Here is an 18,779-nt window from a genome sequence, read left to right as displayed (position 1 = left end):
GTAAGGAGCGAGAGAAGGGTATGAAAAAAATTTTGGTCCTAGGTGCAACAGGGATGTTAGGGCATACCCTCTTCAATTCTCTTTCTGAAGATCCATGGTTTGATGTTTATGCAACGGTCCGTTCAGGAAAGGAATTATCTGGTTGGCTGCCCATTGCCAGAGTGACGAAGGTATACTCCGATATCGATATTCTGCATACAGATCGTCTGGTCAGGGTTTTCGCTGAGGTTAACCCTGATATCGTTGTGAATTGCATTGGAATTATTAAACAGCTCCCCGAAGCCCAAGATCCAATCACGACGATAACGGCTAACGCACTTTTACCCCACCGCATAGCACGGCTTTGCAGTGTCTCAGGTGCACGATTTATCCACGTCAGTTCAGATTGTGTGTTCGATGGTGCAAAGGGGAATTATGTTGAACATGATTTTTCTAATGCCGCCGATCTTTACGGAAGGACTAAATTCCTCGGGGAAGTAACTTATCCTCATTGTATTACGCTTCGCACTTCAATTATTGGTCATGAGTTAAAAGGAAATTATGGATTGGTTGAATGGTTTTTGGGTCAAAAAGAAACGGTCCGGGGTTTTAGAAAAGTCATTTATTCCGGATTTCCAACTGTAGAATTTTCGCGAATTATTCGTGATTATGTAATTCCTAATCCGGAAATGAACGGTCTTTATCATGTATCGGCTAATCCTATCTCAAAATATGAGCTGCTTAAATTGATAGCCGCCCAGTACAGCAAAACTATCAATATTGAACCCGACAATAGTGTTCGGGTCGACCGATCATTAGACTCTTCAAAATTCCGTTCTCTTACGGGGTATAATCCGCCTGGATGGACTGAACTGGTCCATGAGATGTATAACCATTATTTGCAAGGCCCATATCAAATTCGTTAATAAGGTTGTCAAGGGGGATAAACATGAAGCTTTTTGATAATAAAGTTATTGTTATTACCGGGGGGACAGGTTCACTCGGAAAGGTGTTAACCCGTCGGTTGTTAAAGAAGGGACTTGGTTCTCCAAAGAAAATTGTTATTTTTTCGCGGGATGAAGCTAAGCAGCATACTATGAGAGTTGAGTACCAGAACAAAAAGAAGGTCACGGATGAAGTCATCTATGACAATTTCGCTCGTTTAATTGAATTTCGCATTGGGGATATCCGGGACTATTCTTCTGTTTGTTCAGTGTTAAAGGATGCAGACATTGTTATTAACGCGGCAGCTTTAAAGCAGGTTCCGTCTTGTGAGTATTTCCCCTTTGAAGCAGTGCGAACTAATATCCTTGGGGCGGAAAATATCGTACGAGGAATTGCCGAAAATAATCTTCCTGTGGAAACAGTTGTTGGAGTTTCGACAGATAAGGCTTGTAAACCGGTGAATGCCATGGGAATTTCCAAAGCCATGCAGGAAAGGATTTTCATCACTGCCAATGTTGTAATTCCTAAGACGAAATTTATATGTGTGCGCTATGGCAATGTCCTGGCTTCCAGAGGTTCGGTTATTCCTTTATTCCATGAGCAGATTAAGCATGGCGGCCCGGTTACGATTACGACCAAAGAAATGACCAGATTTTTATTACCCTTAGAGAGTGCTGTGGATACCATTTTCGCGGCTCTTGCAGGGGCAAAAGCCGGTGAAATCTATATTCCCAAGATCCCTGCCGCGCGGATTGAAGATGTAGCAAAAGCTCTCCTAGAAAACCGGCAAATCCCTATAAGCTATACAGGAATTCGACCTGGGGAGAAAGTCCATGAAGTCCTGGTTTCTGAAGAAGAGGCCTGGAGAGCCTATGACCGAGGCGCTTATTATGCTATCAAGCCGATGCTTCCTGAACTCTTTGTCCCTGAACCGGATCAACAGGCTTTGGTAAAAGAGTATAGTTCCGGAGATTTTCTCATGACCTTCGAAGAAACGGTTGCTCTGTTGAGAAAGCAACAACTCTTGGTTGACCAATTTCAAGAAGAAGGAGAATTTTTACGTTGAAGAACTACAGCATTGTTTGTATATGCCAAATCTATAATGAACTGTGCAAGGACAACCTAGAACGGTTTATGAACTATGTTTTCCCTTTAGTGAATCATTTGGTGGTTTACGACGACGGCAGTACGGATGGCAGCTACGAATATTTGCTTCAACGAACGCCCTATGTCATTAGAGGCACGAAGAATGACTTTGTGAACGAGCGAAGTCATAAGCAGCTTCTCCTGGAGGAGGCCTTAAAGCTGGACCCGGATTTTATCTTGTGGTTGGATGCGGATGAAGTGCTGACTGCTAATGCCGCTGAGAAACTTCAAGAGTTATGCAAAGAGTGTGATGAAAATCAGATCGATGCTGTCAATATGCACGAAATAAATATCTGGCGCAGCAATTCCTGGCAGAGGCTGGACAGCTTGTATGATCAAGGCTGGTTTTGCCGCCTCTGGCGAGTTGTTCCCGGAATCCGTTTCAACGACACTAAGCCCGGACTTCATCAACCTCTTTTCCCTTCAACGATCCGGACCGTAAAATGGACTCTTGGCGTCCAGGTTTTGCACTACGGTTTTTCCTCTAAGCAGCGGTTGGCTTATAAGTATCTTATTTATAAGTCCCATGGACAACGGGGCTATGATATGCTGGACCGTTTAATTAGCGAAGAGAAACTTGTAACGGGAAGAGTCCCTCAGGAACTCTTCCCGGAAGGTTTGTGGGTCGATGACGAAGAACTACAGCCCTTGACCTTCGAGGAATCCCTTGCCTATGTGGAAAGTTATCGGGAAGAAGTGTTCCGGCCGAGATTTTCCATTGTTTGTTTGGTCTATAAGAGCGTGGAATGGTTGAAATTTGTTTATGAACAGGTATTTAAGTATACCGATATGAGTGACAAAGAATTTTTCTTTGTGGCGAATGATGCCAACGCCTCCGTGCTGAATTATTTAGCCGACAATTACATTCCCCATTATGTTTTTACCAATACTCCCGAGCAGCAAAAGGAATGGTATGTCAATAATGTTTATCGTGCCTACAATTTTGCTGCTGCTAAAGCTCAGGGGGATTTTGTTATTTTTATCAATACAGATATGGCCTTTTCACCAGGTTGGTTTGATCATCTTTGGCGGGCTTATGACGGAAAGAATTGTGTTGCTTCGCGTTTAGTGGAATCTGGGAAATTGCCCAGCGGTCAGTACGGGGTGGAAAGAGACTGTGGTCGAGATTATTCCGCTTATCGAGAAGATGAATTTTTGGAGTTCGCCCGAGAACTCTCGGAATCAAGAGTGATGGATGGAGGGCTGTTTATGCCCCTTTTAATCCGCAAAGAACATTTCGAAAGTGTCGGAGGCTATCCGGAAGGACAGGTTCTGCTGGGCAGTGATTTAAATCATCCGGTTATTGCCCGACGGGGAGAGGCTTGTATATCTGGGGATACCGTTTTAATGTTAAGACTTCAGGCTCTGGGGATAAAGCACCAAACAGCCTTTGACAGCATCGTCTACCATTTTCAATGGGGAGAACTTGATAGTTTAACAATCATGCCAGCAGTTTCCAAGAAGATTAAAATTGCCGTCTGCAATGATCTATCCTTAGGATCGATGCAGGAAAAAGTTTTCTGGACTGCTTTGCAAGAATCCTTGCCTGCTTCGATTAATGTTCATCAGAAAATTGCCGGTTTAAAGGGTAACTATACAGACAATACCCGAAACTATATTTATCGGCATCATCCGGAAGTCGAAGTGATTCTCCAAAATGCAACATTTATTACCATTGATGAATCACGTTATACAATAGCATTTCTGCAAGATAATGTTCGATCCCTGGATATGGGGAATGCCCTGCAAGAGGAAAATCTGCGGCGGGCTGATAGACTTGTGACGAATTCTATCCAGACGGCCTTAGCCTATCCTGAGTATGACTTCGAAATTATTCCCGGTGGTGTTGATCTTGAAGCCTTTAAGCCTCTGGATAAGGAGAAAGTTCGTGCGGAGTTGAATTTTGCCTCAGGTCGAATCGGAATTTTTATCGGAGACTTTTCGGAAATCGATGGCTGGAGTAAAGTAAGTTTCTTTATTAAAGCTCATCCGGAAATAACTTGGATTATAGTTTCCAAGTCGATCGAATCATTTATTGCGGCTAATGTAAGACGATTTAGGCCAACATCTCAAACATTGCTCGTTAAACTATTAAATTGTGCCGATTTTTTCATTGATGCTTCACCCTATAATTGGGGAAGCCCTAATGCTGTTAAAGCTTGTCTCTGCAATGTGCCCTTGATTAAGCGTAATGTTGGTATTTTTGAGGAGTTTAGTATCGAGGAGCGGTCCAAATGCGGAATTTATGGCGAGGATTTTGAGAGGGCAATTCAAGAATTCCCTAAACATGCTTTCACTCCAAGAACAATAATCAGCGCTAAGAATATCTCCGTTCAGGATACAACCCAAAAATGGCAGCAGTTACTACAGATTGTTTTTAAAGAACTTATGGTAAAAAAAGTCAACTCTCAAAGGAAAGCCCCAGGGCATAAGGTATCCATCATAATTACCACCTTCCAGAGAACCCATTTGTTAAGGTGGGGCCTTTATTCCTTATCTCTCCAGACAATGCCTTATGAGTTTGAAACCATCGTGGTCAATGACGGTATAGAGGATGAAACGGAAACGATCTGCAGCGAGTTTAAGGAAAAGCTTAACTTAAAATATATTTTTACCGGGCAAAGAAATGTTGGTAATGACCCGGTTTGGCGAGTGCCCGGTTTCGCGATTAATATTGGGGTAAAGCAAGCTTCCGGTGATATTTTGGTTATGTGCTGCGCTGAGATGTTTCATGTCAATGAAACCATTGCTAAGCTTACCAAGCCGATCTTGGATAATCCGAAACTGTTAGGTATTCCTGTGGGAAAAGATGACCGTACGGGCGCTTTATTGGCAAGTGTCGACAGAAATAACGGAATCTTTGAACCGGAGGTTTTCGACAGCTGCATCGGGTTAGATACAAGGATGCCATTTTTGATGGCTCTGCACCGCAGTCAATTTATAGAAATAGGGGGCTACGACGAAGACTTTGTAGGGGTTGCCTACGATGATCGGGATTTGATCGATCGCTTATTGAGGAATGGCTGCAGATATTGTCCGACGGATGCGTTAACGGCGCATTTGTACCATCCTCGAGCAGAGGGCTATTATGAAGGCGGAGGTCCTCCGGAATGGGATTATAACAAGAATCTCTACTTTTCCAGGGTAAGTAAAATTATCAGGAACGAGGGCAGAGAGTGGGGGAAGTTATAAAATGTTGAAACATCGGCCGCTGATTTAAATTAGCAGCCGATGCTTATTTGTAGAAAAGTTTATTTCTTAATAGCTGGCTCCTCTTCCCCACGTAACCTTTGTGAGCGTTTTCCGCCTCTCCATATCATGGGTTCACTCTTGTGGGCGAAGCTGCCTGCATTTGTGGCAATAGTTTTGTGTTTGGAATAATAATGAAATTCGACCTCAATTTGTAACTTAAAGCGGACAAAATCAATATAATAAAGAAGCTTACTAAACCAGGAGGTGAAATCGCTTGCCTTATTTTACTACAGGATTAGTTAATAATTTCTGGACTGGTCCCAGAAAAAAGACTGTAAGCCTTATTGTAGAAATTTCTAATGAGGATACATCGACTGTGGCAGTTCAAATCGATGGTTTTTTCTATAAAGGACAACAAAGATTCAAATATGTCGATGAATTTTTTGCCATTTCTGCAGGAGCTGTAGACCAAAGGAATTTCAACAGCATCTATGATGCCTTCGAATTTCAGGTATTTGTAAGTTCTGAGGATACCCATGTTTCCATTCGGGGAAAGGAGGCAAACGGAAAGGTTACACCGGTCTTGCCGATGATTTCTTCGGAATTGCATTCGATTTAAAGATTATCGATAGAATGGTTACTTTTCAAACAGCTTCTAGCAAAGTGATGCTTATAGTTTCATTGTAGACCTAAGTTGAAGAGTATCTGTAACACATTATGTACAAGCCGCGTAGAATAGAGTACCGCATACAAGGAGGTGCTGGGAATGGCTTCATTAACGACTGGTTTGATAGATAATACCGCGGTATCGGGCGTTAGACCTAGTACAACGCTTTCGGTATTGATATCGAACGATGATATTACGAGCGCTTCAATTCAAATAGAGGGATTTTTTCAAAGCGGAAGCATAAAAGTGCAGTATGTGCAAGAACTGTTTGTACTGCCTGCAGGGGGCGTAGCCTCAAGAAATTACAATGTTCAATTTGATGCTTTTGAATTTCAGTTTATTGTAAGCTCTTCAGCCGTCAATGTATCGGCCTGGGGAAAAGATTCAGCAGGAAATCTTACAACGGCGCATCGGTTAGTCGCCGAGGAGATTAACCCTTTTTAGATGCTGTTTTTTCAAAGCTGCTATTTTAAAATGATGAAAGGAGATGGAAAGAGTGGCTTTATTGACCACTGGAGTCATCGAAAATACGCCGGTTGCCGGTGTGAGACCAACGGTAACGGTTACTGTGAAAATCACAAACGATAATACGGTCCCTGCAAACGTTGAAGTTGTGGGGTTTTACGTGACAGGAAGCACAAAGGCATTATATGTTCAGGAATTGTTGGCATTGGCACCAGGGGATGTTGTTGCAAGAGTTTACTTCGCGCAATTTGATGAATTCGAATTCGAATTCGTAACCAGTTCCGATGCTATAGAAATATCCTTTTGGGGAAAAGATGCTGCCGGGGATCTGGTTGCAGCCCATCGCCTAGTACCGGCAGAACTTAATCCTGTAGGGTCTGTGGGAATTACGGGAGCGACGGGAGCCACCGGGGCGACGGGAGCGGCAGGAGCAACCGGAGCGGCCGGGACCGCAGGAGCAACAGGGGCGACAGGGGCGGCCGGGACTTCAGGAGCAACCGGAGACACGGGAGCAACAGGGGCAACCGGAGCGGCCGGGACCGCAGGAGCAACAGGGGCGACAGGAGCGGCCGGGACTCCAGGAGCAACCGGAGCGACAGGAGCAATCGGAGACACGGGAGCAACCGGAGCAACCGGAGCGGCCGGGACCGCAGGAGCAACTGGAGCAACTGGAGCAACTGGAGCAACCGGAGACACGGGAGTAGCAGGGGCAACCGGAGCAACAGGGACTGCAGGAGCAACCGGAGCAACCGGAGCAACCGGAGACACGGGAGCAACAGGGGCAGCCGGAGCGGCCGGGGCCGCGGGAGCAACAGGGGCGGCCGGAGCGGCCGGGGCCGCCGGAGCAGCCGGGGCCGCCGGAGCAACCGGGGCCACAGGGGCGGCCGGGGCTTCCGGAGCAACCGGAGCCGCGGGAGCAACCGGGGCAGCCGGAGCGGCCGGGGCCGCGGGAGCAGCAGGGGCAACCGGAGCGACCGGGGCCGCCGGCGCGACCGGCGCGGCCGGAGCAACCGGAGACACGGGAGCAACAGGGGCAACCGGAGCGACCGGGACCGCAGGAGCAACCGGAGCGGCCGGAGCAACCGGAGACACGGGAGCAACAGGGGCAACCGGAGCGACCGGGACAGCCGGAGCAACCGGAGCGGCCGGAGCAACCGGAGACACGGGAGCAACAGGGGCAACTGGAGCGACCGGGACTGCTGGAGCAACCGGAGCGGCCGGAGCAACCGGAGACACGGGAGCAACAGGGGCAACCGGAGCGACCGGGACCGCAGGAGCAACCGGAGCGGCCGGAGCAACCGGAGACACGGGAGCAACAGGGGCAACCGGAGCGACCGGAACGGCCGGAGCAGCCGGAGCGGCCGGAGCAACCGGAGCAACCGGAGAAACGGGAGCAACAGGGGCGACCGGAGCGACCGGGACCGCAGGAGCAACCGGAGCGGCCGGAGCAACCGGAGACACGGGAGCAACAGGGGCAACCGGAGCGACCGGGACCGCAGGAGCAACCGGAGCGGCCGGAGCAACCGGAGCAACCGGAGACACGGGAGCAACAGGGGCAACTGGAGCGACCGGGACCGCAGGAGCAACCGGAGCGGCCGGAGCAACCGGAGACACGGGAGCAACAGGGGCAACTGGAGCGACCGGGACTGCAGGAGCAACCGGAGCGGCCGGAGCAACCGGAGACACGGGAGCAACAGGGGCAACCGGAGCGACCGGAGCGGCCGGAGCAACAGGAGCAACAGGGGCAGCCGGGGCCGCCGGGGCCGCCGGAGCAACCGGAGCGGCCGGAGCAACCGGAGACACGGGAGCAACAGGGGCAACCGGAGCGACCGGGACCGCAGGAGCAACCGGAGCGGCCGGAGCAACCGGAGACACGGGAGCAACAGGGGCAACAGGAGCGACCGGGACCGCAGGAGCAACCGGAGCAACCGGAGACACGGGAGCAACAGGGGCAACAGGAGCGACCGGGACCGCCGGAGCGACAGGAGCGACCGGAGCAACCGGAACCACAGGTGCGACAGGTGCGACAGGAGCAGGCTTAGCTGCCTTCGGATATGTATATACGCTTGATGCGGTTGCTCAAGTAGTAGCTGGTGGAGCAGATGTTGTATTTAGCAATAATGGTCCGCTGGTAAACGAAACTCATACTGTAGGTACTTCAGCAGTAACCGTTGCTTTAGCCGGGAATTATCAGATCGATTATACTGTAAGTATTACAGCGGGGGTAGGGGCAGAAATAGCTATTGCTGTTAATGGGACCGTCGATGCCTCAACTCCAGTTTCAGCCTTAGTAGCAACGGGTCAAGTATCTGGTCAGGCAATATTAACGTTAGCTGCAGGTGATGTGGTTACACTTAGGAATAACTCCGCCGTTCCAATGACTTTAACTGCTACGCCAGAGGTTGGAGCGCAAATGACTATTGACAAATTAGATTAACGCGTTTAGAGATAGCTGTTGTACTTTAATAAATTTACAGTACAGCAGCTTCTTTTTCTTCTTTCAGATATCTGGACTGGAACCGGAGGATAAATTTATTTCGAGATTAGGTAAGATAAATTAAGGATTTCAAAGTAACAAAAAAGGGACAAGAAAAATATACTATAAAGACTCTAAATTTAAATAATCAAGGCTAGATTATGACTTAATATGACTTAAACGACTTTGAGGTGCAGATAATGGAAAATAAACCCATCACTATCAGTTTGTGTATGATCGTTCGAAATGAGGAGGTGACTATTGCTCGTTGTCTGGATTCTGTACAGGGGATTCCAGATGAAATAGTGATTGTTGACACGGGTTCCACAGACCGAACAAAAGATATTGTCAGGAAATATACTGACAGGATCATCGATTTCACATGGATTGATGATTTTGCAGCTGCCCGAAATTTTGCCTTCAGCCAGGCTGCCAAAGATTACATTCTATGGCTCGATGCAGACGATGTTTTTGCTGAAGCCGATCGTGAAAAGCTCCTAAAACTTAAGAAGAATCTGGATCCCTCTATTGATGTCGTTAATATGCCCTACCTCTTGGCCTTTGACCAGTCCGGGGCTGCCACATTTAGCTTAAGGCGAAACAGGCTAGTCAGAAGAAGTAAGAATTTCCGCTGGATCGGTGCTGTGCACGAGTATCTGGAAGTTTATGGATCAATTTTCAACTCAGATATTTGTGTAACCCATAGAGGAATACAAGAAAATGATTCTGATCGAAATTTGAGAATATATGAAAAGCGTAAAGCTGAAGGAGAGTCCTTTTCGCCCCGGGATTTATATTATTATGGCAATGAGCTTTTTGATCATCAATTTCATAGAAGAGCCATTAAAGTTTATCGGGAGTTTCTAAAAACAGGTCAAGGCTGGGTTGAAGATAACCTTTCGGCTTGCGGAAAGCTAGCGGAATGTTTCGAAAAGCTGGGTCAAAAGGATAAAGAATTAGAATATCTTTTAAAGTCCTTTGAATATACGATTCCAAGGGCAGAGTTTTGCTGCAGGTTAGGTTTTTATTTTCTAGGTGCCAAGCAATACAACCAAGGGGTGTTCTGGTATAAGCTGGCAACTCAGATGGAAAAGCCGATTGACAGTTGGGGCCCCAGGATTGAAGCATGTTGGACTTGGCTGCCCCATTTACAGTTATGTGTTTGCTATGATCGCTTAGGTAAGCATCAATTAGCTTATGAGCATAATGAGGTTGCTAGAAAGTATTATCGTGATAACCCCCAGATCCTTTTTAACAAGAAGTATTTAGAAGGGGTTTTAGGAATTGGCAAAGGAGACGAACTAAATTGAGATTAGACTGGCATGAGGATTTTATCGTTCATTTGGCTGGCGTTATTCGGCCAAAGGTATATGTAGAACTTGGGTTGTTTAAATGTGCACTTTTTAATCGAATGATTCCCTATGCAGAACAGTTAATTGGCGTTGATCTTAACCCTGAGGCCGGCAGTTATATGCAAACGTCAGGAAACACTCGTTTTTTTAAGGGCACTACTCAGGAGTTTGCTAAGGAACTTAAGGTGAATCCGCTGCCGATTAATATGCTATTTATTGATGCTGATCATTCCAAAGAAGCAGTACTAAAAGATTTTCGGGATTATTTTCCTTACGTGGCTCCACACGGCCTAATTTTATTCCATGATACTCATCCTGGGGAGGAGTACCTGATTCAGCCGGAGTGGTGCGGTACAGCCTATCAGGCTATTGAAGAATTATTGAATGAAAACGGTCCCTATGAGTTGATGACGATTCCTGTTTCACCGGGTTTGACAATATGCCGAAAACGCCATAATCAATTATCTTGGCATGAAGAGCAATAGGAAGTGACATATATTACTCTTCAATTTAGGAGGGATCAAAGAAACAATTCCAATAATTACTTCTTTGATCCCTATCAAAACTGTTATATAGCGGGCATTGCAAAATAATCTGCAAAAGCAATTTGCCTTAAGTATTTTTTAGAATAAGGTATGATAAAGCCCGAAAGGCGTTTGAAAAAAGCGTCCTCTCAGGCTTATTTTTGTCTATATTTTTTCGAATGCTGTTTTACTATGGCACCAATTTTTAAGGCTAAAGACTTCGTAAGAAAGCCTCGACCTGATCTGCCGTACGCTGCCAAGTCCAGGTTTGAGTGAAAGTGTGGCCTACAGAAGCTATCCGCTGGCGTTCGGCATCATTTCTTAAGAGCCGGTAAATCGCTGTGCTCAACTGCTCGAAGTCGCTGGGGGGAACAAGCAAACAGTTTTCGCCATTTATTACATAATCACGGTTTCCACCGCAATCTGTAGTCACTACGGCTGTACCGCAGGCCATTGCTTCGAGAGGGGGCAAGCCAAAGGCCTCGAAATAAGAGGTGTAAACAAAGAGGTCGGCCTGAGCATAAAGTTGGGCCATCTCAAGATCAGAGGTAGTGGTCTTCATTTGGCAAGGAACAGGGTATGCAAAATAGGCGTTCTCAGGAATTGAAACAGTAAGGTCAAAATCAACTTGATTTTTTAATAAGTTGATTGCTTTCAAAAATTCTGAGCCTCCTTTCCATGTGTACCCGGAAGCAGGGTCACGCATGATATAGAAAATGTTTTTGCGCCCAGTTGCCAGAGACCGCTTAGGATATGGGCGAAAGGTTAAAGTGTCAACGCCGGCGTTAATGACGGTACTTTCCAGACCCGTTTCCTTAAGCAGAAGTTGGCGGTGCCATTGAGATATGGACATAATCGGAGCGCCGATCAGATAGGTCTGCTTGGCTGTTTCCGGATCGGGGACCCAGAGCGGCTCGTACCCAAGGCTAAGACGCACTACCTGGCCTTTTTGCGATTCCCAAGCAGGTTTTACCGTTAGATAAAAGTTAGGCAGAATGAAATCCGCTGAAGGGATAGAGGAAGGGGTAAGTTCACTCACGCGCCTTAATTTGGTTCGCAAGGGCCAGACTTGAGCTCCTTTTTGGGGCATAACAACCTCCACTTCATGGCCTTTATCCTGCAAGGCATTGGCTAAATGATAAATAAAACGTGCTCCCCCACCCATTTCTAAACTAAGAACCGGAAACACAATTTTCATGGTTTGTCCTCCCTTTTGCTCGGTACTACATACTATGCGGCTAAGTGGGCGATTTGTGTCTAAAGGCACTTTACGGGACAATTTGAATAGGATGTAGGAATAGAGGGTGTAAAAATAACAATCGGAAGGATGTTCAGCCAGTGACCGTTAATGTTGTAAATCATAAAGATTTCCTCGTAACAATTAATGAACTTCTTTGTGGTTCCCGAACAGTTTTAGATATTGGGTGTGGTTTGGGTACGACTCTGACAAAGTTTCGCTGCCCGATAAAAATAGGTGTGGATGCTCATCGACCTTATTTAGAGAAAGCTAAGGCCGAAGAGCCGTTGGTTACTTTAAATTTCAGAGCAGAACGCTTGAGAGAATTGTTTCTGTCCAATTCTATTGATAGTGTGACTCTAATTGATGTGCTTGAGCATTTTGAAAAGGAGGTTGCCTTTGACGTCCTTAACCAAGTTGAGGAAATTGCTGCTCAAAAGGTTATAATTTTTACCCCAAGGGGATTTTTTCAACAAAATGACGTTGATCACTATGGTTTAGGGGGGGAAACTTACCAGCGGCATCGTTCAGGCTGGGAGACCGAGGAATTTCAGAGCCTGGGTTACAATGTAATAATCTTTGCCAGATTTCACGATCATAAAAATAAGGCTTTTTTGGAGGTTTATGGCGAAAAGGCTGAACCCATTGACGCTCTCTTAGCTTGGAAGGATTGCAGCTCGAGAAAATTACTGGAAGGTGGAAGGTGAGGGATGGCTGAGCTCGAACAGTAAGGCCTCCAATTTATCTGCCGAGCGGTGCCAGGTCCATGGCTGGACAAATTGCAGACCGGTTAGAGCAAGCCGATCCCGTACATTTTTCTGTCTCAACAACTGTAATAGCGCAAGCGTTAATTCGTTAATATCGCTGGGAGGAACTATTAAACAGTTTTCGCCGTTTTTTGCATAATCGCGATTACCTCCGTTATCTGTAGTAACCACGGCAGTTCGGCAGGCCATGGCTTCCAAAAGCGGCATGGAGAAGGATTCAAAATAGGAGGTGGAAACAAAAATATCCGCCTGACCATAGAAAAGGGCCATTTCTTGGTCCGCTTGAGCTTTTACAATTGTATAAGGAACAGGTGCCTTGTAGCTTGCTCCCTCCGGGGTGACGACCTGAATATCAAAGTCAGGAAAACATTGCTTTAGTTGCCGGCAAGATTCCCAAAAATCGTCGCTGCCTTTCCAGGTGTAGCCATGTTCCTTGGAACGAAGGATGTAGGCAATCGTCAAACGTCCTGTGGATAGGGATTTTTTCGGACAAGGATGAAAAACCGATGTATCAACACCTCCAGGTATAACAATGCTGTCTCGCCCGGTCCCCTGGAGAATTAATTGCCGATGCCATTGTGACAGAGAAATGATAGGAGCATCTATTAGATAAGACTCTCGGGATTTTTCCGCCTCCGGAACCCACATAGGTTCATAACCAAGGCTAAGTCGAACGACTTGGCCTTTTTTTGATTCCCAAGCTGGAAAGACGGTAGGATAAAAATTAGGGAGCAGAAAATCCCCGGCAGGTATGGTTTGTGAAGTAAGTTCCTTTACCCGGGTAATATGGGTGCGTAGAGGCCAGGCAATGGAACCGTTTTCGGGGACAACGATTTCTACATTGTGTCCTTTATCCACCAACTCGTTGGCTAATTGATAAATAAAGCGTGTTCCTCCGGTTTCTAAACTCAGTACGGGAATAACTAATTTCATAGATAAATCCTCCAATAGTTCATGTCGGTATCATAAAACATTCTTTATAGTCTATGTTACGCTCCTCGACAAGGTAGCAAAAAATGGGTTAAAAACCGCTATCCTTGTGTCAAGATTAAGTGGACTTCCATACCATATAGAGATGAGATTTGGGGAGGATGGAACCTAAAATGAAAATATGCGTGGTTGGTTTGGGTAATATCGGCTTTAATCTATTCACATTTCTCTGTAAGAAGTTTCCGGGAGATGTCAGCGGAGTTGATGTGGATAGGAAGAGGGTTGAGGAATTACTGCACCAAGGTTATAAGGTTACCGACGATTATCGGGATTTAGTTGGCATAGATGTATGGCTAATGACGCCTTCTACGGGTAATCAGGCTGAAAATCTGTTTGCAGCTCTGGAAGCCATGCTAATTGGCCCAGGTTCTTTAATTTCCATTGAATCGACGCTGCCGCCGGGTACTATGAACCGTGTGCGAGATTTTTTGGAGAAGAAAGGATTCCAACTGGGAAATAATGTCTTTTTGATTCATGTACCGCACAGGGTCATGTTTGGGGTTGATAAAACGGTCTGCGATACACCTAGAGTCCTGGGAGCTTTTACGAGCCCCTGCCTGGAAAAAGGACACCAATTTTATTCCCCTCTAGTACCTGAACTGATTGAAGTGGCAGATATTAGAGTTGCCGAGTTGTCTAAGGTTGTGGAAAATGTCAAGCGTTATGTAGATGTTGCCTTTGCGCAAGAAATTTATAGTTACTGTGTTGATCAAGCTTTGGATTTTGATGATTTAAGAAGGGCAGTGAACAGTAAAAGCAACGTCGAACTTCTGGGTACCGATTGGGGTATTGGCGGGGAATGTTTGCCTAAAGACTTAGGATTCTTGCTAAAAGTCTGTTCCTCATCATTGCTGGAAGGTGCAGAAAAAGCGGATCAGAACTATAGGGATAAAATCGTCAGGCAAGTGGGTTCCGGCAAGGAAATCTTGGTTAGAGGACTGAGCTACAAAGCAGGGGCTAAGGATCTTAAGCACAGCAGAGCCATCGATTTGATTAAGGCCTTGGAAGCTGCCGGAAATACAGTATGGGTAGAAGATCCTTTGTTTAGTTCGGATGAACTTCTCAATGCCGGTTTTAACGTTTGTCAGAATAACAATCCGGAAAATAGGAAACAGCAATTAGTGCCCAATAAAATCATGCTTGAACGGCAAAAGGCCTTGAATCCGATCGAAGCATCTAAAATCCAATCAAATCCTGATGACATTGAAAAAACAGCCTCTCGACGCTTAAAAAAGAGTAATTTTCAGGATAAAGTAATTGACTTAATTCAAAAAAATTTAACCAAAGCAATAATAAGCGGAAAAAGGAGCAAATAAGATGGCCAAACTATTGATCACAGGCAGCCAAGGAACTTTAGGCTCGCGACTGGTAGAAGTCATGAAAAATCGAGGGCATGAAGTTTGGGAAGTTGATTTACAGCATCATCCCGGCGAGAACTATTTTAGGGCGGACATTGCTGAATACCGTCAACTGGAACGAGTTTTCGGGCAAAACTATGATTATGTATTTCACTTAGCTGCTGAATTCGGCCGGATCAATGGAGAACATTATTATGACACCTTGTGGAAGACAAACGTTATCGGGACGCGCAATATTTTAGAGTGGCAATTGAAAAAAGGCTTTAAATTAGTGTTTGCGAGTTCATCTGAAATCTATGGGGAGGCCGCCGAGCCTCTTTTAACTGAAGATTTACCCTTAAAAAAAACGATTATTCAGCATAATGACTACGCTTTAACAAAATGGGCTAATGAAGTCCAAATCATGAATTTTGAAAAGAAATACCAATCTCCCATTGTTCGACTTCGTTTATTTAATGCCTATGGACCAGGAGAATATTATCATCCTTACCGCAGTGTTATTTGCCTTTTTATTTACCGGGCTTTAACGGGTATGCCTTACGATGTTTTTCAGGGATATTACCGGGTCTTTATGTATGTAGATGATTTAATTCCGACCATCGCGAATGTAATTTCAAACTTTAAACCCGGTGAGGTATACAACATTGGCGGAACAGAGTATCGCAGTGTCCATGAGCTCAGTGATTTAGTGCTTAAGTATACGAAAGGTGATCCCAAACTGGTCAATTACCTTCCGGAGGACAAACACAATACAGTCAGCAAACGGCCTGATATCAGCAAAGCGCGGGCTGATCTGGGACATGACCCTAAGGTGACTTTAGAAGAAGGATTGCCTGTCACTGTGGAATGGATGAAGAAGGTTTATCGGGAGGGTCGTTAATGCTGCTGCCGAAAGTAAGTGTTGTCATTCCCACCTATAATCACTCCAGATATTTGCCCTATGCCCTGGAGAGTGTCTTTCAGCAAAGTTATCCCAACCTGGAAATTTTGGTTGTTGATGATGGTTCGACGGACGGTACGTCAGAAGTCGTGAAGCCGCACCTTTCCAAAATTTGCTATCTATTCAAAGAAAATGGAGGGACCCCAAGCACTTTAAACTTGGGAATATCTCAAGCAACCGGCAAGTACATTTGTTGGTTGAGTGCCGACGATGCTTTTCTAGGGGATAAGATTGCGAAACAGGTTGCTCTCATGGAAAGTGAGCCCAGCTTTGGTTTCAGCTATACGAGCTTTATCGTGATGAATGGTAATGGTGATGTACAATACGAGGTTAATTCACCCTATTATCCTGACAAAAAGGAGATGGTGAAAAAGCTCTTTCAAGGATGTTTTATCAATGGCTCTTCCGTTATGATGAGAAGCTCTGCTCTGAAGCAAATTGGCGATTTTGATGAAAACTTGCCCCAGGCTCATGATTACGATTTATGGTTTCGTTTTTTGCATGCTTATAATTGCGGTTTTTTAAACGATCATCTATTAGCCTACCGCTGGCACGGCAGCAATATGAGTCAAAATCCAGATGAAGCTTGTTCTGTCATTGTCAGAAAACGTGCCAAGCAGCTTTTCCCAGAATGGTTAAATTAATTAAAGGGGATGGAACTATGGCTTTATTATCAACTGGATTTATCAAAAATTTAAAAGCCTCTGGCGAAAGAACAAGTTCCACTCTTGCTGTAAATATTACGAATCGTGATTCAGTGAGTACTATGATTCGTGTTAATGGATTTTATTTGACAAATACAGAGACAAAAACGGAATATGTTTTGGATGTATTAACCTTACCTCCCGGCGGGGAGGTAACGAATAACTATTTTGCCGAGTTCGATGCTTTTCAATTTCAGTTTCTTTGTAATTCAGATGATGTGGAAATTTCCGTATGGGGAAAAAATCCTTCCGGAAATTTGGCGGAAGTCTATCAGGTACACTCGGAACAGCTATTTCCTCTGGAAGTCAAAGAGCATATTTACGTTCCAAACTCCAATTCCAATAATGTTTCGATAATTGATGGGAGATCAAATACTCTGCAAGGGAATGTTGCTGTTGGCTTAGGTCCCTTTGGTATAAGCGTGAACTCGGTCACAAATCGCATCTATGTTGCTAATTTCTGGAGCAACAATGTCTCCGTTATTGACGGGGAAAGCCAAACTGTTATTGCTAAAGTTGCGGTAAATTCGAATCCCCTCGGAGTTGGCGTGAATCAGGTTACAAATCGAATCTATGTTACTAATCGGGGGAGCAATAATGTCTCGGTGATTGATGGCTTAGCTAATGTCGTTATCGATGACATCTTGGTCGGTGCTTCTCCGGAAGGGATAACCGTTAATCCGACTACGAATCGAATTTACGTTACGAATAAAGGCAACAAAGTCTCTGTCATTAACGGTAATACCAATACAGTTATCGCAACTGTTGAGGTCGGAGGCTGAATATGGTCTGAAGGGGATTTAAAGAATGAAGGTCATGACAATATTAGGTACGCGTCCGGAGATTATCCGCTTGAGTCGGATTATACCTATCTTGGACAATCTCTGTGAGCATATCCTTGTGCACACCGGCCAAAATTTCGATCGGACCCTTAATGATATATTTTTTGCTCAACTTAACCTGCGCACTCCTGATTATTTACTCAATTGCCGAGCAACTATGCCGATGGGCCAAATTGGTCAGATACTCAGTGAATGTGAAAGCGTGCTGCTCAAGGAAAAACCGAATCGCTTGCTTATTTTGGGTGATACCAACAGCGCTTTAACAGCAATGATCGGTAAACGTCTGCGGATTCCGGTCTTCCATATGGAAGCAGGCAATCGTTGCTATGATGACAGGGTACCGGAGGAAATTAATCGCCGGGTGATTGACCATTGCAGCGATATTTTGTTGCCCTACACGGAACGAAGCCGAGCCAATTTGCTGAGGGAAGGCATAGAAGGAAAAAGAATTTATGTTACCGGAAATCCAATTGGAGAAGTTCTGGCTTATTATGCTGAGAGGATTGCCGTCAGCCAAGCATTAAAGACAATGGCCGTCAGCGGCAAGGGCTACTTTCTTGTGACCCTGCATCGAGCCGAAAACGTCGATGACGAGAGACGGCTGAATTTGTTGATTACTGCATTGCAAAGGTTAGTTAAGGAATACGGGATGCCCTTAATTTGCAGTCTTCATCCCCGGACTCGTTCTCAATTAGAGAAATATCGGCAATCTTTTGGCGGTAAGGGAATTCAAGTTGTTGAGCCCTTAGGGTTGTTTGATTTTATCTGTCTGGAGCAAAACGCTTATTGTGTCCTTAGTGACAGTGGTACCGTTCAGGAGGAGTGTTGTCTCTTTAAAATTCCCAATGTAACCCTGCGTGATGTCACTGAACGTCCTGAGACCGTGGAGTCGGGCAGCAATCTCATCTCAGGATGTGAACCGGAATCTGTCCTCAGGGCAGTGAAAACAGTTTTGAGTTTGGCTGCAGATTGGGAACCTCCTGCGGAATATAAGGAAGAGAATGTCAGCCGGAAAGTCGTGAAAATCCTATTTGGAGAAAGCTGATGGGTTAGGATTGAAGAAAACAAAATGACCCAGCGTAATACAATGATAGTACGCTGGGTCTAAGCATTAATGTAATCTATAACCATTCTGTGGCAGAAAATTTGTCTGTTGCCGCAGTTGCGACATTTTAAGCATAATGGATGATGTTTT

At 45.3% G+C, this 18,779-nt stretch carries 16 protein-coding genes; 14 read left to right on the top strand and 2 right to left on the bottom strand.

All coding sequences use genetic code 11. The annotated features are described in order from the left end of the window. Nucleotides 1-20 precede the first annotated feature (20 nt). The 8 genes from B5Y67_RS19410 (at nt 21) to B5Y67_RS19375 (ending at nt 10,707) form a co-directional block, all read left to right on the top strand. Nucleotides 21-905 carry an SDR family oxidoreductase gene (locus B5Y67_RS19410; RefSeq protein WP_088228067.1) on the top strand — a complete coding sequence of 295 codons (885 nt, stop codon included), beginning with the start codon at nt 21-23 and terminating at the stop codon, nt 903-905. A 23-nt stretch (nt 906-928) separates the two neighbouring features. After that, nucleotides 929-1,990: a polysaccharide biosynthesis protein gene (locus tag B5Y67_RS19405; RefSeq protein ID WP_088228066.1), complete on the top strand. Its 1,062-nt coding sequence runs from the start codon at nt 929-931 to the stop codon at nt 1,988-1,990. Further along, entirely contained in the window at nt 1,987-5,262 is a 3,276-nt protein-coding gene (locus tag B5Y67_RS19400) for a glycosyltransferase (RefSeq protein ID WP_088228065.1), read from the top strand. Before B5Y67_RS19405 ends, B5Y67_RS19400 begins: the two co-directional genes overlap by 4 nt. Nucleotides 5,263-5,536: 274 nt before the next feature. Beyond that, the gene (locus tag B5Y67_RS19395) at nt 5,537-5,881 is read left to right on the top strand and encodes a hypothetical protein (RefSeq protein ID WP_088228064.1); all 345 of its coding nucleotides are present in this window, start codon (nt 5,537-5,539) and stop codon (nt 5,879-5,881) included. A gap of 147 nt (nt 5,882-6,028) precedes the next feature. Beyond that, nucleotides 6,029-6,373 (top strand): hypothetical protein, encoded by a 345-nt coding sequence (locus B5Y67_RS19390; RefSeq protein WP_088228063.1) that lies wholly within the window; start codon nt 6,029-6,031, stop codon nt 6,371-6,373. A 52-nt stretch (nt 6,374-6,425) separates the two neighbouring features. Beyond that, the gene (locus B5Y67_RS19385) at nt 6,426-8,831 is read left to right on the top strand and encodes a hypothetical protein (protein WP_088228062.1); all 2,406 of its coding nucleotides are present in this window, start codon (nt 6,426-6,428) and stop codon (nt 8,829-8,831) included. A gap of 239 nt (nt 8,832-9,070) precedes the next feature. Beyond that, nucleotides 9,071-10,180 carry a glycosyltransferase family 2 protein gene (locus B5Y67_RS19380; RefSeq protein ID WP_170932751.1) on the top strand — a complete coding sequence of 370 codons (1,110 nt, stop codon included), beginning with the start codon at nt 9,071-9,073 and terminating at the stop codon, nt 10,178-10,180. Then, on the top strand, nt 10,177-10,707 hold the full coding sequence (locus B5Y67_RS19375; protein WP_088228061.1) for a class I SAM-dependent methyltransferase: 531 nt from the start codon (nt 10,177-10,179) through the stop codon (nt 10,705-10,707). The genes B5Y67_RS19380 and B5Y67_RS19375 overlap by 4 nt, the downstream gene beginning before the upstream one ends. A gap of 250 nt (nt 10,708-10,957) precedes the next feature. On the opposite strand, the gene B5Y67_RS19370 is transcribed toward B5Y67_RS19375, so the two are convergent. Further along, a complete protein-coding gene (locus tag B5Y67_RS19370; RefSeq protein ID WP_088228060.1) occupies nt 10,958-11,944 on the bottom strand; it encodes a glycosyltransferase family 4 protein in 987 nt (328 codons plus the stop codon). Nucleotides 11,945-12,084: 140 nt separating this feature from the next. Here B5Y67_RS19370 and B5Y67_RS19365 point away from each other — a divergent pair, with 140 nt between their 5' ends. After that, entirely contained in the window at nt 12,085-12,690 is a 606-nt protein-coding gene (locus B5Y67_RS19365; RefSeq protein WP_088228059.1) for a class I SAM-dependent methyltransferase, read from the top strand. On the opposite strand, the gene B5Y67_RS19360 is transcribed toward B5Y67_RS19365, so the two are convergent. Then, nucleotides 12,670-13,683, bottom strand: coding sequence for a glycosyltransferase family 4 protein (locus tag B5Y67_RS19360; protein ID WP_088228058.1), 1,014 nt, complete (start codon nt 13,681-13,683; stop codon nt 12,670-12,672). The two genes, B5Y67_RS19365 and B5Y67_RS19360, sit on opposite strands and share 21 nt — an antisense overlap. A 170-nt stretch (nt 13,684-13,853) precedes the next feature. Here B5Y67_RS19360 and B5Y67_RS19355 point away from each other — a divergent pair, with 170 nt between their 5' ends. Genes B5Y67_RS19355 through wecB form a run of 5 tightly spaced genes read left to right on the top strand, consistent with a single transcriptional unit; the run spans nt 13,854 to nt 18,629 of the window. Further along, nucleotides 13,854-15,056: a UDP binding domain-containing protein gene (locus tag B5Y67_RS19355; RefSeq protein ID WP_088228057.1), complete on the top strand. Its 1,203-nt coding sequence runs from the start codon at nt 13,854-13,856 to the stop codon at nt 15,054-15,056. 1 nt (nt 15,057) lies between these two features. Further along, nucleotides 15,058-15,978, top strand: coding sequence for an NAD(P)-dependent oxidoreductase (locus B5Y67_RS19350; RefSeq protein ID WP_088228056.1), 921 nt, complete (start codon nt 15,058-15,060; stop codon nt 15,976-15,978). Beyond that, nucleotides 15,978-16,682: a glycosyltransferase gene (locus B5Y67_RS19345; RefSeq protein WP_088228055.1), complete on the top strand. Its 705-nt coding sequence runs from the start codon at nt 15,978-15,980 to the stop codon at nt 16,680-16,682. Before B5Y67_RS19350 ends, B5Y67_RS19345 begins: the two co-directional genes overlap by 1 nt. Before the next feature lie 17 nt (nt 16,683-16,699). After that, the gene (locus B5Y67_RS19340) at nt 16,700-17,524 is read left to right on the top strand and encodes a YncE family protein (RefSeq protein WP_242976048.1); all 825 of its coding nucleotides are present in this window, start codon (nt 16,700-16,702) and stop codon (nt 17,522-17,524) included. A gap of 25 nt (nt 17,525-17,549) precedes the next feature. Further along, nucleotides 17,550-18,629, top strand: a complete 1,080-nt coding sequence (wecB, locus tag B5Y67_RS19335) for a UDP-N-acetylglucosamine 2-epimerase (non-hydrolyzing) (protein WP_088228053.1) — start codon at nt 17,550-17,552, stop codon at nt 18,627-18,629. The last annotated feature ends 150 nt before the right edge of the window (nt 18,630-18,779 follow it).

It is taken from the genome of Desulfosporosinus sp. FKB (assembly GCF_002196705.1).
Taxonomy (GTDB): Bacteria; Bacillota; Desulfitobacteriia; order Desulfitobacteriales; family Desulfitobacteriaceae; genus Desulfosporosinus.
This window is presented reverse-complemented; position numbering and strand designations above follow the sequence as displayed.